The 14028-nt window shown below is 64.0% G+C and carries 14 protein-coding genes; 4 read left to right on the forward strand and 10 right to left on the reverse strand.

What is annotated here, in order from left to right:
* Positions 1–5: 5 nt before the first annotated feature.
* The 4 genes from GYM54_RS17700 to GYM54_RS17715 form a co-directional block, all read right to left on the reverse strand.
* Positions 6–749 (reverse strand): FadR/GntR family transcriptional regulator, encoded by a 744-nt coding sequence (locus tag GYM54_RS17700; RefSeq protein ID WP_197445775.1) that lies wholly within the window; start codon positions 747–749, stop codon positions 6–8.
* A gap of 118 nt (positions 750–867) precedes the next feature.
* Positions 868–1326 (reverse strand): DUF2214 family protein, encoded by a 459-nt coding sequence (locus GYM54_RS17705; protein WP_197445776.1) that lies wholly within the window; start codon positions 1324–1326, stop codon positions 868–870.
* 2 nt (positions 1327–1328) lie between these two features.
* On the reverse strand, positions 1329–2720 hold the full coding sequence (locus GYM54_RS17710; RefSeq protein WP_197445777.1) for an MATE family efflux transporter: 1392 nt from the start codon (positions 2718–2720) through the stop codon (positions 1329–1331).
* A 161-nt stretch (positions 2721–2881) separates the two neighbouring features.
* Complete coding sequence (locus tag GYM54_RS17715) at positions 2882–3175, reverse strand: hypothetical protein (RefSeq protein ID WP_131649855.1); 294 nt, start codon at positions 3173–3175, stop codon at positions 2882–2884.
* A gap of 211 nt (positions 3176–3386) precedes the next feature.
* On the opposite strand from GYM54_RS17715, the gene GYM54_RS17720 reads away from it, so the two are divergent.
* Positions 3387–4322: an SdiA-regulated domain-containing protein gene (locus GYM54_RS17720; protein WP_197445778.1), complete on the forward strand. Its 936-nt coding sequence runs from the start codon at positions 3387–3389 to the stop codon at positions 4320–4322.
* A 15-nt stretch (positions 4323–4337) separates the two neighbouring features.
* On the opposite strand, the gene GYM54_RS17725 is transcribed toward GYM54_RS17720, so the two are convergent.
* From GYM54_RS17725 to cra, 6 genes are all read right to left on the reverse strand, one after another.
* On the reverse strand, positions 4338–4787 hold the full coding sequence (locus GYM54_RS17725; RefSeq protein ID WP_131649857.1) for a DMT family transporter: 450 nt from the start codon (positions 4785–4787) through the stop codon (positions 4338–4340).
* A 71-nt stretch (positions 4788–4858) separates the two neighbouring features.
* Positions 4859–5419, reverse strand: a complete 561-nt coding sequence (locus GYM54_RS17730) for a DUF4136 domain-containing protein (RefSeq protein ID WP_197445779.1) — start codon at positions 5417–5419, stop codon at positions 4859–4861.
* A gap of 34 nt (positions 5420–5453) precedes the next feature.
* Positions 5454–6074 carry a DUF4136 domain-containing protein gene (locus tag GYM54_RS17735; RefSeq protein ID WP_197445780.1) on the reverse strand — a complete coding sequence of 207 codons (621 nt, stop codon included), beginning with the start codon at positions 6072–6074 and terminating at the stop codon, positions 5454–5456.
* A 20-nt stretch (positions 6075–6094) separates the two neighbouring features.
* Complete coding sequence (locus GYM54_RS17740; RefSeq protein ID WP_197445781.1) at positions 6095–6844, reverse strand: methyltransferase; 750 nt, start codon at positions 6842–6844, stop codon at positions 6095–6097.
* On the reverse strand, positions 6841–7146 hold the full coding sequence (locus tag GYM54_RS17745) for a nucleotide pyrophosphohydrolase (protein ID WP_197445782.1): 306 nt from the start codon (positions 7144–7146) through the stop codon (positions 6841–6843). The genes GYM54_RS17740 and GYM54_RS17745 overlap by 4 nt, the downstream gene beginning before the upstream one ends.
* 59 nt (positions 7147–7205) lie before the next feature.
* Positions 7206–8207 carry a catabolite repressor/activator gene (cra, locus tag GYM54_RS17750; RefSeq protein WP_197445783.1) on the reverse strand — a complete coding sequence of 334 codons (1002 nt, stop codon included), beginning with the start codon at positions 8205–8207 and terminating at the stop codon, positions 7206–7208.
* Positions 8208–8406: 199 nt separating this feature from the next.
* On the opposite strand from cra, the gene ptsP reads away from it, so the two are divergent.
* Genes ptsP through GYM54_RS17765 form a run of 3 tightly spaced genes read left to right on the forward strand, consistent with a single transcriptional unit; the run spans position 8407 to position 13991 of the window.
* A complete protein-coding gene (gene ptsP, locus GYM54_RS17755) occupies positions 8407–11295 on the forward strand; it encodes a phosphoenolpyruvate--protein phosphotransferase (RefSeq protein WP_197445784.1) in 2889 nt (962 codons plus the stop codon).
* Positions 11295–12233 carry a 1-phosphofructokinase gene (gene pfkB / locus GYM54_RS17760; RefSeq protein ID WP_197445785.1) on the forward strand — a complete coding sequence of 313 codons (939 nt, stop codon included), beginning with the start codon at positions 11295–11297 and terminating at the stop codon, positions 12231–12233. The genes ptsP and pfkB overlap by 1 nt, the downstream gene beginning before the upstream one ends.
* 21 nt (positions 12234–12254) lie before the next feature.
* Positions 12255–13991: a PTS fructose-like transporter subunit IIB gene (locus tag GYM54_RS17765; RefSeq protein WP_197445786.1), complete on the forward strand. Its 1737-nt coding sequence runs from the start codon at positions 12255–12257 to the stop codon at positions 13989–13991.
* Positions 13992–14028 lie beyond the last annotated feature (37 nt).

Here is a 14028-nt window from a genome sequence, read left to right on the forward strand (position 1 = left end):
TGCGTTTACTCGGTGTGGTAGAGCGATAGCTTCGCCATGTGCGCCCGACGCAACCGCTCGCGGCTGTTGTTCAGATGCAGATACATGGCTGCGCGGGCCGATTCAGGGCTTTGCATGGCAATCGCGCCGAAGATGCTGTCATGCTCGTGGTGGACCTGCTCGAGATAGGTCAGGCGGTCTTCGTTCGAGACATAGGCGGAGTTCATCTGCGTGCGCGGGATCAGTTTGGTACCCAGGTGCTTCATGATGTCGAACATGTAGCGGTTGCCGGACGCCCTGGCGATGCGCAGGTGGAATTGGAAGTCCGCGTGAATGGCGATGCCGGGTTTCCTGGGGTCCGGCTCCTTCATCGCCTGCAGCGCTTGCTGGATGTCCGCCAGTTCGCCATCGGTGCGATTGCGCGCGGCCATGGCGGCTGTGTCGACTTCGAGGCTGATGCGTAGCTCGAGCAGATGCAGCACTTCTTCCAGCGTGGTGATGCTCTCCGGGCCGAGGCGCAGTTCCTGGGGTGGCGGCATGTCGATGATGAAGGTGCCTACGCTGCGGCGCGTTTCCACAAGGCCCGCTGCCTGCAGCCGCAGGATGGCCTCACGAACGACGCTGCGGCTGAACCCTTCATTGCTGGCGATTTCGACTTCCGGCGGAAGTTTTTCGCCGCGTTTCAGGACCCCGTCGCGGATGTACTGAGACAACCTCGCCACCAGGATTTCGGCGCGGCGCTTCGGCTGTTGTGGATGCCCTTCGATCATGTGCGGCTCATTTTTCTTTAGGTCGACCTGAACCATCAGCCGGCAGGATACACATTTCAGCGTTCATGCCGCTTGTTAGCGCTGAAGCGTCACGCAAACGTTTCGCAGAGGGAGCCAATCAGATCGGCTTGACCCCGAATCCCCTCGCCATCAGCGACGCCAGCAGCGGAATGAGCAACAGGGCGAGCAACTCGACGCGGATGACCAGCTTGACCCAGCGTGCCTTGGTTGGGCTGATCGATGGGATCTGTCCGGCCTTCAGCGCGGGGCGCCACTTGAGAAAGGTCACGGTGGGGTAGATCGACAACAGCGCGACCACCACGAACAGCCCGATCTTGGCGTGAAAGAAGCTGTTGTTGAGGTAGTAATCCAGGCCCTTGCCGTAATGCATGGCACGCGCGGCGCCGGTGATCAGTACCACGCCGGCGACGATGCCGAACGCCAAGTCGACGCGGAACAGGCTGCGCGCGCGCTTGAAGTTCAGCGGCAGGCGAAGCAGCTGGTGTTCGAGTACCAGCAGGGCAAACAGCAGGAAGATCGCCACGAAGTGCAGGTAAGCGGCGACGGCGTAGGCCATTTTCAGCGTCCTTTGGTTGTGTTTGCTGTGGGGGTTTCGGGTGCAGCAGGCGCCATGTGGATCGAGGTGAACCATTGTTGTTGACGTTGCAGGCGTCGGGCGATGCTGCCCAGGCAAATGCCACGCACCAGCATGAAGGCGAGAAAGGCCAACCACAATCCATGATTGCCCATGCCGCGCAACAGCAAGCCCAATGGTAATGAAATCGCCACGGCGAACAGCATCGCATTGCGCATTTCCCGCGCGCGGGTCGCGCCGATGAACAGGCCATCCAGCAGATAACTCCAGACGGCCACCAGCGGCAGCGCGGCGAGGTAGGGCAGGTAGACGAGCGCCGTTTCGCGGACGGCGGGGATGTCGGTCTGAAAGCCGACGAACAGCTCGCCGCCGAGTAGGAAGAACAGGCCGAAGACGAGGCTGGCGAGCAGCGACCATCCCCCGGCCACGGTCAGGATGCGGCGCAGCTCGGTGCGGTCCCGAGCGCCGATAGCGTGGCCGCTGAGTGCTTCGACCGCGTGCGCCAGACCATCGAGCGCATGGGCGGTGAGCATCAAGCCGTTGAGTAACAGCGCATTGGCCGCCACTGTGGCGTCGCCCAGCCGCGTCCCTTGCACGGTGACCAGAAAGAATACGAGCTGAAGCGCCAGCGAGCGCACGAAGATGTCGCGGTTGACCGACATCAGTGGCCGCCAGCTGGCCCAACGGCGCAGGATGCTGCCGTCCAGCTGTCCCGGATGGCGCAGCAAGGCGCCGCGCGTCAGCGCCAGGCCGACCAGCACGCCGCACCATTCGGCGATCACCGAGGCGCGTGCCGCGCCGGCCACGCCCCAGCCGAGGCCGAGGACGAACCACAGGTCCAGCGCGACGTTGACGAGGTTGGTGGTCAGCAGGATCGCCAAGGGCGCGCGGGCATTCTGTGCGCCGAGGAACCAGCCGATCAGTGCCAGGCTCGCCAGTGCGGCGGGCAAGCCGAACAGCCGCGTGTAGAAATACTGCTGGGTGAGCGCGTCGAGCTCGGCCGAGGGTTGCATCAGTTGCAGGGCGAAGCCTTTGAGCGGCAAGGCGACCACGCTCAATAGCAGCGCGAAGCCCAGCGCCAGTAACAAACCCTGCAGGAGGATCTGGCGCAGCGCGCCGCCGTCTTTACGCCCGGCGGCCTGCGCGGCGAAACCGGTGGTGCCCATGCGAAGAAAGCCCATCACCCACACCAGCAGGGTGTACAGACTGCCGCCCACCGCCACCGAAGCAAGCTGATGCGCGTGCGGCAGATGGCCGATCACGGCGCTGTCGACCAGCGCCACCAGTGGCACGGAAATATTGGACAGAATCATCGGCGCAGCCAGCGCCCATACCCGTTTGTGGGTGGGCGCGTGCTGCCAGGCGGTCAACAACATGAAGGGCTCCAGAACAGCCCGAAATGATACGTCGGCACGACGAAGGCGGCCAGCGAACGGGCTGCCGGCGAAATGATGAAGGGTCGAAAGGCACGCTAGAAGCTTGACGATGAAAGCAGCGTCCTGGTTTTTTTGTCTCCCAGCTTCCAGCGTCTACTCCATCAATGAATCAGCCAGCTCAACAACCAGAGGCCCAGAAACAGGTAAATCACACCGGCGATGAACGAGCGTCGGAAGAAGGCTCGGAATGCCCCGACGAGTAGCAATAGGCCGATGGCCAGCGCAATCAGGCTGATTATCGAGCGGTCCATGCCCAGCGTTCTCGAAAGCCCCTCGAGGAAGTTGGCCCCGGCCTCGGCGAACAGGTAGAAGATCCCGCTGAGTGCATCGACGATGTAGCGAATCACCGTGCCGAGTGCCTGTCCCAACCATTCGAAAAAGCTTTCCACCCGCATGTTGCTCTCCTGCCGTACGATCTACGGCTGCAAGCGCAGCCGTTCCATGGGGCATTGGGCTATCAATCCGCCTGGCAGTTCCCAGCGGCTGATTGAACCCACCGCTCGCTGATGGGTCAGTACCGGGTTGATCCGCTGCCTGTTAGCGCGTGTCACGTAATTGCAATCTTTCCCGAGCAGGCTGTTCGCCGTTGCTCCGACGAGAAATCACATGCCGATCATTACGAATGTACGACCGCAGTGGCTGCCGGGCGCGCGCCCTCGGGTCTGGGCGCTAGGCATGCTGGCAGCCGCTTCGCTCTATTGCGCCACGGCCTTTCACCTGGATGAGCGGCTCTACTACGGCTTGAAGTCGGCCTGGCACGAGAACAGCTGGGAAGCGCGTAGCCTGTGGTTGCCTGAATACAAGGTGCGTGTCGATGCGCTGTCGGTAGCCTCGGTCGACGACAACCTCTCCGGACTGACCTTCGATGAGCGCCGCAATCACCTCTGGGCGGTGGTCAACAACCCCGAGGAACTGGTCGCGCTGGACCGCGATGGCAACTTCCTTGCGCGCTATCCGTTGAAGGGTTTCACCGACGTCGAGGGCATCACCTACCTGGGCGATAATCTGCTGGCGGTTGCCGAAGAGCGCAGCCAGACGCTGGTGATCCTGCCGGTGCCCGAGCGCCCCGGCGCGCTGCAGCGCGCGGACTATGCGTCGATCTCGTTGGGGCTGGGCTCGGGCGACAATACCGGTTTCGAAGGGCTTGGATATGATCGCGCCGGTGACCGGCTGTTCGTGGTCAAGGAGCATTCGCCGCGCGAGCTCTACGAAATCCAGGGCATCAAGAGCAGCCTGCACGGTCAGTTGAACCTGAGCATCATCGACCGCAAAGAATGGATAGCAGACAAGGACATGGCCAGCGACCTGTCCTCGGTGCACTTCGACGAGCGCACCGGGCATCTGGTGCTGCTCAGCGACGAGGCGAAGATGATGCTGGAGCTCGACAGCGACGGTGAGCTGGTCAGCTATCGCTCGCTGTGGAGTGGTTTTGCCGGGCTGAAAGACAGCGTGCCCCAGGCCGAGGGTATGACCTTCGATAACAAGGGCGAGCTGTATCTCGTCAGCGAACCCAACCTGTTCTACGCCTTCGAGCGCCAGTAGCGGCGGTCCGTCGCGTCAGCCGCGGCGGATCATCCAGACGCCAGCGACGATCAGCAGCAGGCCGGCAATCTTCCCGATGCTGATCGAGGATTGCCGGAATCCCGCCCAACCGAAGTGATCGAGCAGCAGCGCCATGCTCAGCTGCCCGGCCAGTATCAGCGCCATGAGCAGCAGCGCGCCGATGCGCGGGCCGGCGAAAGCCGCCGTGGCGATCAATACGCAGCCCATCAAGCCGGTGGTCCAATGCCACCAGTTGAGGCTTTTCAGCGCTTGAAGCGAAGGCACGTCTCGCTGGATCAGAACGACGCAGATCAGCGCTACGGTGCCGATTGCAAAAGACAGCAGCGCCGCGCCCATGACGCTGTTCAGGTGTTTGGCGACTTGTCCGTTGATGCCTGCCTGCAGCGGCAAGAATGCCCCGGCGATAAACGGCAAAACAAAAAGCCACCAGGCAACGACCGGCATTCGAACCTCTCCATTAATAGACAAAACGAGTTCAGCCCCGCCGATTCGGCGAGGGTTGTGGCATCAGGCACTCAGTGCGGCGGGTATTGGGACAGGACTTTCGTGACTGTCTCGCGAAACATCCCGGCGCGTTCCTGCGGGCTGCCGGGATTATCGCGCAGAACTTGCTCGGCGCTGCCGCGCCAGATCAGCTTGCCGTCATCGGCGTCGTAAAAATCGATCTGCAGCGTGCCGACCTGGTAATGAATGGTGCGGGTATCGGTGTACATCGGACCACCCCAAAAGCCGTGCCAGGGGCTACCCCAGGCGCCCATCGATGCGGAGGTGTATTGCTGGGAGCGCTCGTCGACGATGAACCAGGCCTGGATCAGCACATCTGCGGGGTTGGCGCCCTGGGCCTGGCGCAGGCCACGTTGGTCGAGCTGCTCGCTGACCGCGCTGCGAATGCGCTGTTCGGTGAGGTCGCTCTTGATGCGCGGATCATCCGGGCGGTATTGCAGCGCCGGTTCCTGCCAGCTCCAGGTCCGATAGGCGGAGAAGTCGCGCTGCGGGTCGAAATCGCGCTGTACCTGGGTGCTCTGGCAGGCGGCCAACAGCAGGAGCAGGGGAAGCATCAGTAATGAACGGATCATCTCGGTTCTCCTCGCAATAGGGACCGGCGCAAATTCAGCGCGGCGGGTAGTCGGCAAGCGCGCGGTTCACGGCGTCACGTGCCGCATCCTTGCGCTCGCCTTGATCGCCTCCGCTACGGGCTTCGGCACGGTTGCTCCAGACGGATTGGCCGGAGCTCGCGTCGAACATCTCGATGCGCACCGATACCACCTCTTCTTCATAGTTGCGCACGATGGGCGCGCTCGTTCCGATGCCGTAGCCGCTGCCGTATCCATAGCCGCCACCATAGCGACCCACACCGACGCGGGGCCCGTAATCATCGTAGGTTTGTCGCACCCGCGTTTCCATCTGGGCGCTGGCACTGATCTGCACATCGCCCTGACTGTTGTTCGGCGCCGGGCGCAGGCCGCGCTGATCCAGAGCACCAGCCACCATCTCCTGTAACTCTTGGCCGGCAAGCGAGGCCGTCCCGGCCGGTGGGGTGCGCCAGCTCCAGCTCTGGTAGCTGGAAAAGTCTCGCGGCGCGGCCGGATAGATCGGCGACTGGATCTGCTCGACGGGCGGCGCCGGGGGAATCGGAGCGGATTCGCTGGTGTAGGGATTGCTGCTCTGGCAGGCCGCAAGACTTAGACCGAGCAGGGAACAGAGCAGTGGCAAAGCAGTGCGGATCGACATCGGTACCTCCCGGCCGGCATTCAGCGGGGCCGACACAACCAGTGCAGGTAACGCCCGAGGCCTGCGAAAGTAGGGTGGCGGCGGTACGCCAGTTCCATCTCGATCAGGTCGGCAGGCTCGGTGCGGGCCTGAAAATCGGCGGGCATGTAATCATGAAATACACGCACGCCACTGGTTGATTCGACCTGCCAGTGCGGTGCGAGTTGCGTGGCCAGTTCACGTGGGTCGAGCGGCTGTTGCGGCGTCAGGCTCTGGCGCTCGCCGGCAAAGCTCTGGCTGCGCAGCTTTTTGAAATGCCCTTTGAGCAGGTTGCGGTAGATCAGCGCGTCGCGGTTGTAGAAGGCCAGCGACAGCCAGCCATCGGCGGCGGCCAGGCGATGCAGCACCGGCAGGATCGCCTGCGGTTCGGCCAGCCATTCCAGCACCGCGTGGCAGATAACCAGATCGAAACGGCCCTCGACATGGTTTTCTACGTCCTGCCAGGGTGCCTGAATAAAGGTGGCGTTCTGGCCCGCTTCGGCAAAACGCTCGCGAGCACCTTCGAGCATCGGTTCGGCAGGCTCGGCTAGGGTCACCTGATGGCCTTGCTGCGCGAGCCAGAGGCTCATATGGCCGAGGCCGGCGCCAATATCGAGCACGCGCAGCGGGCGTTGCGGCAGCACTTCGGCGAGGTCCGCCTGCAGCACTGCGAGGCGGATCGCACCCTTGGCGCCGCCGTAGATCTTCTCGGCGAAGCGCGTCGCCAGCTCGTCGAAATGGCGGTCGCTCATTGGGCGAACCGCCGCTCGTTATCCGCCAGCTTGGCTAGCAGCGCTTGCTCTATGTCGATGCCCAGCTCGCTGCACATCAGCAGCAGGTACATAAGGATGTCGCCGACTTCCTGGCCTGCGTGTTCCAGCTTGTCGGCCGGCAGCTGGCGCGACTCGTCTTCGGTTAGCCACTGGAAGATTTCTACCAGCTCGGACATTTCCACGCTGGCGGCCATGACCAGGTTTTTCGGGCTATGAAAGCGTTGCCAGTCGTTGCGGTCGCGGATCGCGTGCAGGCGTTGGGTGATCTGTTCGATGTTCATCAGAGGGCGGCTCGTTGGAAGGCCGCTAGCTTCGGCCAGTGCGACGTTCCCCGCAAGGGCTATGCAGTTACCGCGCTGCGCCGTACTCGCAGCACGCGCTCCACGGCGAGCACGCCGGGGCGATAGTCGTTCTGCTCGATGGCGCGAATCGCCTGATCCAGCGCCAGTTCTGCGATCTGCTCATGTTGCTGGGATATGGCGTTGACCGGTATCGGCAGGAAATCCAGCAGCTGCGCGTCACCGAAGGTGGCTAGCCGCAGCTGCGTAGGCCATAGCAGACCGCATTCGCTCAGTGCATCGAAGACGCCTTCGAGCAGAACATAGGCGGTGGTGATCAGCGCGTCGGGCAACGGACCTTGATCAAGCAGCGCCAGCATCTGCTCACGACCGCAGGCGCGGCTGAACTGCTCGGCCTGCATCACGTTGACCTGACCCGCGTGGCTTTCCAGCGCCTGGCGAAAGCCTTGCTCGCGTTGCTGGCTGATGCGCAATCCGGGCCGTGCGCTGATCAGCGCGATATGCGCATCGGCTGGAATGTTTAGCGAGCGCGTGAGCTGCGCCGCGGCCTCACGGTCGTCGCTGACCACGGAGCAGAAGTGCTCGGCATCCAGCGCTCGGTCGAGGGCGATCACCGGTGTGCCGCTCGCCTGAATCTTGCGATAGCTGGCGTCATCCGCCGGCAGGCAGCTGGCAACGATCAGCGCATCGCAGCGGCGCGAGCGCAGCACTTGGATGACTTGGCGCTCGGCGTCCGGCTCGTCATCGGAGCTGGCGATCAGCAGCTGATAACCAAGCTGGCGGGCGCGCTGTTCGAGCAGTTTGGCCAGGCGCGCATAGCTGGGGTTTTCCAGGTCGGGAACGATGAAGCCCAGGGTGCGCGACTGCCCGCGCCGCAAACCGGCGGCCTGCTGATCGAGCTGGAATCCTTGTTGCTCAGCCACTGCCATCACCCGATCCACCGTGGCCTGGCTTATCCGCCGCTGTACGGCCTTGCCGTTGAGGACGTAGCTGGCGGTGGTCACCGAGACGTTGGCGAGGCGGGCGATGTCGGTCAGTTTCAACTCGATGATCCTGGGCGAAGGACGGGTGGTATGAACTTGGGCTTCTAGAGTTACCCAATATTGCGTAATGTGCCAGCCTTGGCTGAAACGTTTCAGCAACTATTCGGTCATAAGCGCCAGCCCAGGATTCGGGCCATGTCAGCGTCCCTGCCGGACCGGCCGGTAAAGAAACAATCGTGAGCCCGCACAGGAGTTCTCCATGCTTGAGTTGAATGCCCAGCATATCCACATGCATCAGACGGCCGCCGACAAGCCTGCCGCGCTGGCCTTGCTGGCCGAAGTGCTGGTGGCGGACGGGCTGGTGGCGCCCGGTTACCTCGACGGGCTGCGCGCGCGCGAAGCGCAGGGCTCGACCTTTCTTGGCCAGGGCATCGCGATCCCGCACGGCACGCCTGAGACCCGCGATCAGGTCTTCACCACCGGCGTGCGCCTGCTGCACTTTCCAGGTGGCGTGGACTGGGGCAATGGCCAGCGGGTGTATCTGGCCATCGGCATCGCCGCGCGTTCGGATGAGCATCTGCGGTTGCTGCAGTTGTTGACCCGAGCGCTTGGCGAAGGCGACCTCAGCGAGGCGCTGCAAAAAGTGGATAGCCCCGAGGCGATCATCGATCTGCTGCAGGGCGCGCCGCAGGAGTTGGCGCTGGACGGCCAGTTGGTCGCCCTCGGTGCTACCGCAGATGATTTCGACGAACTGGCCTGGCAGGGCGTCAAGCTGCTCAAGCGCGCCCTGTGCGTGGAGCCCGGCTTCAATGCCGGGTTGGCGCTGAACCAGGCGCTGCCGTTGGGCGACGGTTTGTGGTGGCTAAGCAGTGAACAGTCGGTGCAGCGCCCCGGGCTGGCCTTCGTCACGCCCATCAATTCGTTGGTACACCAGGGGCAGCCGCTTAATGGCCTGTTCGTGCTCGCCAGCCTGGGTGAGGCGCATCGGGCGATGCTCGAGCGCTTGTGCAATCTGCTGATCGAAGGCCGCGGGCAGGAACTGAGCCAGGCGACCTCCAGTCGCGTGGTGCTCGAAGCGCTCGGCGGCGACGTACCGGCCGACTGGCCGAGCGTGCAGGTGCCGTTGGCCAATGCTCATGGTATGCATGCGCGGCCCGCCAAGGTGCTGACCGAAATCGCCCAGGCCTTCGACGGCGATATCCGTGTACGTGTGGCCGGTAGCGAGACTGCCGGCGTGTCGGTAAAGAGCCTCAGCAAACTCTTGGCGATGGGCGCGCATCGCGGTCAGGTATTGGAATTCATCGCCGAGCCCTCGGTTGCCGCCGATGCGCTGCCGGTGTTGGTGCGCGCTGTGGAAGACGGCTTGGGCGAGGAGGTCGAGCCCTTGCCCGCGCCGGGCCAGGTGATGGAAAACGCCGGCGCGTCGCTTGCCGCGCAACCGGATCAAAAGACCGTCGAGCACGCGGCTTTGCGTGTCGGCGAGCGGGTGATGGCCATTGCCGCCTCGCCCGGCATCGCCATCGGCCCGGTGCTGGTGCGCAAGCCACAGGTGATTGATTACCCCAAGCACGGCGACTCTCCAATCGTGGAGCTGCAGCGCCTGGATGCAGCGCTGGATACCGTGTTCAGCGAAATTGGCGTGCTGATCGAGGAAAGCCAGGTCGCCAGCATTCGCGACATCTTCACTACCCATCAGGCCATGCTGCGCGATCCGGCACTGCGCGAGGACGTACAGGTACGCCTGCAAAAAGGCCTGAGCGCCGAAGCCGCGTGGGTGGAAGAAATCGAAAACGCTGCGCAGCAACAGGAATCGCTGCACGACAAACTGCTGGCCGAGCGCGCAGCGGATCTGCGTGACGTCGGCCGCCGCGTACTGGCCTGCCTGACGGGTATCGAGGCAGAGCAGGCGCCGGATGAGCCCTACATTCTGGTGATGGATGAAGTGGCTCCGTCGGACGTTGCCACGCTCAACTGCCAGCGCGTCGCCGGCATCCTCACCGCTGGCGGTGGCGCGACCTCGCACAGCGCGATCATCGCCCGTGCGCTGGGCATTCCGGCCATCGTCGGCGCCGGGCCCGGCGTGCTGGGGTTGGCGCCGAACACGCTATTGCTGCTCGACGGCGAGCGCGGCGAACTGCTGGTCGCGCCGAGCGATGCGCAACTGGAAGAAGCCAGAAGCGAGCGCGCCGAGCGCGAGGAACGCAAGCGTGTGGCGAACGAGAGACGAATGGACTCGGCGATCACTCGCGACGGTCATCCGATAGAGATCGCCGCCAACATTGGCGCGGCCGGCGAGACTGCCGAAGCCGTTACCCTCGGGGCCGAAGGCATCGGCCTGCTGCGCACCGAGCTAGTGTTCATGAACCACTCCCAGGCGCCGGACCAAGCGACCCAGGAAGCCGAGTACCGCCGCGTGCTGGAAGCCCTCGAAGGGCGGCCCCTGGTGGTGCGTACGCTGGACGTCGGTGGCGACAAGCCACTGCCGTACTGGCCGATGCCAGCCGAAGAAAACCCTTTCCTCGGTGTACGCGGCATTCGCCTGAGCCTGCAACGTCCAGACATTCTCGAAACCCAGCTGCGCGCGCTGCTGGCCTCCGCCGACGGTCGCCCGTTGCGGATCATGTTCCCCATGGTCGGCAACATCGATGAGTGGCGCACCGCCAAAGCCATGGTTGATCGCCTGCGGGTGGAACTGCCGGTGGCCGATCTGCAGGTAGGCATCATGATCGAGATTCCCTCGGCGGCGCTGATCGCACCCGTGTTGGCTCAAGAAGTCGACTTCTTCAGCATTGGTACCAACGATCTCACGCAGTACACACTGGCCATCGACCGCGGTCATCCGACCCTTTCCGGTCAGGCCGATGGCTTGCATCCGGCGGTGCTGCGGCTGATCGACATGACGGTCAAAGCCGCGCACGCGCATGGCAAGTGGGTCGGGGTATGCGGCGAATTGGCGGCCGATGCGCTGGCAGTGCCGATGCTGGTGGGCCTCGGTGTCGACGAGCTGAGCGTATCTGCCCGCAGCATCGCGCTGGTCAAGGCGCGGGTGCGGGAGCTGGAGTTCGCCGCTTGCCAGCAATTGGCCCAGCAAGCGCTGCTGTTAGCGGGCGCACATGAAGTACGGGCTTTCGTCGGAGAGCATTGCTGATGGCGCGCGTCCTGACGGTTACCCTTAATCCAGCGCTGGATTTGACTGTACAGCTGCCGTCGCTGCGCCTGGGCGAGGTCAATCGCAGCGAAGGCGTGCAGGTGCATGCCGCCGGCAAGGGCCTCAATGTGGCGCAGGTGCTGGCCGATCTGGGTCACCAGCTGACGGTGACCGGCTTTCTCGGCGCGGACAATCCGCAGGCGTTCGAGCAGTTGTTCAAGGCGCGCGGGTTTGCCGATGAGTTTGTTCGGGTGGCGGGTGAAACCCGCAGCAACATCAAACTGGCCGAAGCCGGCGGGCAAGTCACTGACATCAATGGTCCGGGGTTGATGATCGCCGAGACGGAGCGCGTCGAGTTGCTAGCCAGGCTAAAGCGCCTCGCGCCAATGCATGATCTGGTGGTGGTTGCCGGTAGCCTGCCGCGCGGTGTTCAGGTGGAATGGTTCGTCGAGCTGTTGCAAGCACTGAAGCAACTGAGCGCACGGGTGGCGCTGGATACCAGTGGCGCAGCCCTGCGCGCCGGCTTGGCCACCGCGCCTTGGCTGATCAAGCCCAATGAAGAGGAGTTGGCCGAGGCCCGCGGGATGCAAGCCGCCGATGCGCCGGCGCTCGCCCGTGAAGCCTGGCGATTGCAGGTCGAGGGCGTCGAGCACGTGGTCATCTCACAGGGCGCCGAGGGCGTGAGCTGGTTTGCACCCAGTGCCAGCTGGCACGCACATCCGCCCAAGGTGCAGGTGGTCAGCACCGTCGGCGCGGGCGACTCGCTGCTGGCCGGCATGATCCATGGCTTGCTGGAAAACTGGCCCGCCGAACGCACCCTTACCCACGCTACGGCCATCGCCGCGCAGGCAGTTGGGCAGGTCGGCTTTGGCATCACCGACACGGCGCAGCTCGCCGAGCTGGAAGCCGCCGTTCGCCTTCAGCCGCTGAGCCAATAACTCCAATAAGAGGTGAAAGGAATGAATCTTCTCATCGTCACGGCCTGCCCCAACGGAATGGTCACCAGTGTGCTCACGTCACGCTTGCTCGAAGCGGCCGCTCATCGTCTGGGCTGGTCGACCGCTGTGGAAGTCCATGATCCCAAGGCCATCGGCTCGCCCCTGACGCCCGCGCAGATTGCCAATGCCGACCTGGTCGTGGTGGTCAAGACCGGGCCGTTATCGCTGCAACGCTTCATCGGCAAGCGCGTGGCCCAATCGGCCCCGTCCGAAGCGCTGCTCGATCCCGAAGGCTTCCTGCGCAGCGCCGCCGAGACGGCCAGCGAACTGCAACAAGATGAAGCGGCGGACGCCCCTACGAAAGGCAAACCCAAGCTGGTGGCCATCACCGCGTGCCCGACCGGCGTGGCACACACATTCATGGCTGCCGAAGCCCTGCAGCAGGCGGCGACCCGCAAGGGTTATGACCTGCAGGTGGAAACTCGCGGTTCGGTGGGCGCACGCAACGTGCTCGACGCGAAGGCCATTGAAGAGGCCGATGTGGTGCTGCTCGCCGCCGATATCGAGGTGGATGTCGCCCGCTTCGCCGGCAAGCGAGTGTTTCGCTGCGGCACGGGCGTTGCGCTGAAACAACCCGACGCGACGCTGGACCGCGCGCTGGAGGAAGCCACGGTGCTTAGTGGTGGCGCCGCGGTCAGTGCCGGTGGAGGCGAGCAGAAGGGCGAAAAAACCGGCGTCTACAAGCATCTGCTCACGGGCGTTTCCTACATGCTGCCGATGGTGGTGGCCGGCGGCTTGCTGATCGCGCTGTCCTTCGTCTTCGGCATCGAGGCGTTCAAGGAAGAGGGCACCTTGGCCGCCGCTTTGATGAAAATTGGCGGCGAGACGGCCTTCCAGCTAATGGTGCCCTTGCTGGCCGGCTACATCGCGTATTCCATCGCCGATCGTCCGGGCCTCGCGCCAGGCATGATCGGCGGACTGTTGGCCGGCACGCTGGGCGCGGGCTTTATCGGGGGGATCATCGCCGGCTTCGTCGCGGGCTACGCAGCCAAGGCGGTCAGCCGCTGGGTTCCGCTGCCCCCGAGCGTCGAGTCGCTCAAGCCGATCCTGATCATTCCTCTGCTGGCCAGCCTGATCACCGGCCTGGTGATGATCTATGTGGTGGGTACGCCGGTGGCGAAGTTGCTCGCCGGGCTCACCGAATTTCTCGACACCATGGGCACGTCCAATGCCGTTCTGCTCGGGCTGCTGCTCGGCACCATGATGTGCGTCGACCTCGGCGGGCCGGTGAACAAGGCGGCCTATGCCTTCTCCGTCGGCCTGCTCGCCTCGCAGAGCTATGCACCGATGGCCGCCACCATGGCCGCTGGCATGGTCCCGCCGATCGGCATGGGCATCGCCAGCATCCTCGCCCGTCGCAAGTTCGCCCAGAGCGAGCGCGAAGCCGGCAAGGCCGCGTTGGTGCTCGGTTGCTGCTTCATTTCCGAAGGCGCGATTCCCTTCGCCGCGAAAGACCCGCTGCGGGTAATTCCGGCCAGCATCGCCGGTGGCGCGCTGACCGGGGCGCTGTCGATGGCGTTCGGTGCGAAGCTGCTCGCGCCTCACGGCGGGCTGTTCGTGCTGCTGATTCCCAACGCGATCAACCTGGCGCTGCTGTATCTGATGGCGATTCTGGCCGGCAGTCTGGTAACAGGCGTGATCTATGCCGTGATCAAGAAGCCCGAGGCACAGCCGCTCGCCATTGGCGAGGCAACCTGACCAGCGGGCCGAAACCGCTGAACTAAACGCCTTCCCG

The organism is Pseudomonas sp. MTM4 (assembly GCF_019355055.1).
Lineage (GTDB): Bacteria > Pseudomonadota > Gammaproteobacteria > Pseudomonadales > Pseudomonadaceae > Stutzerimonas.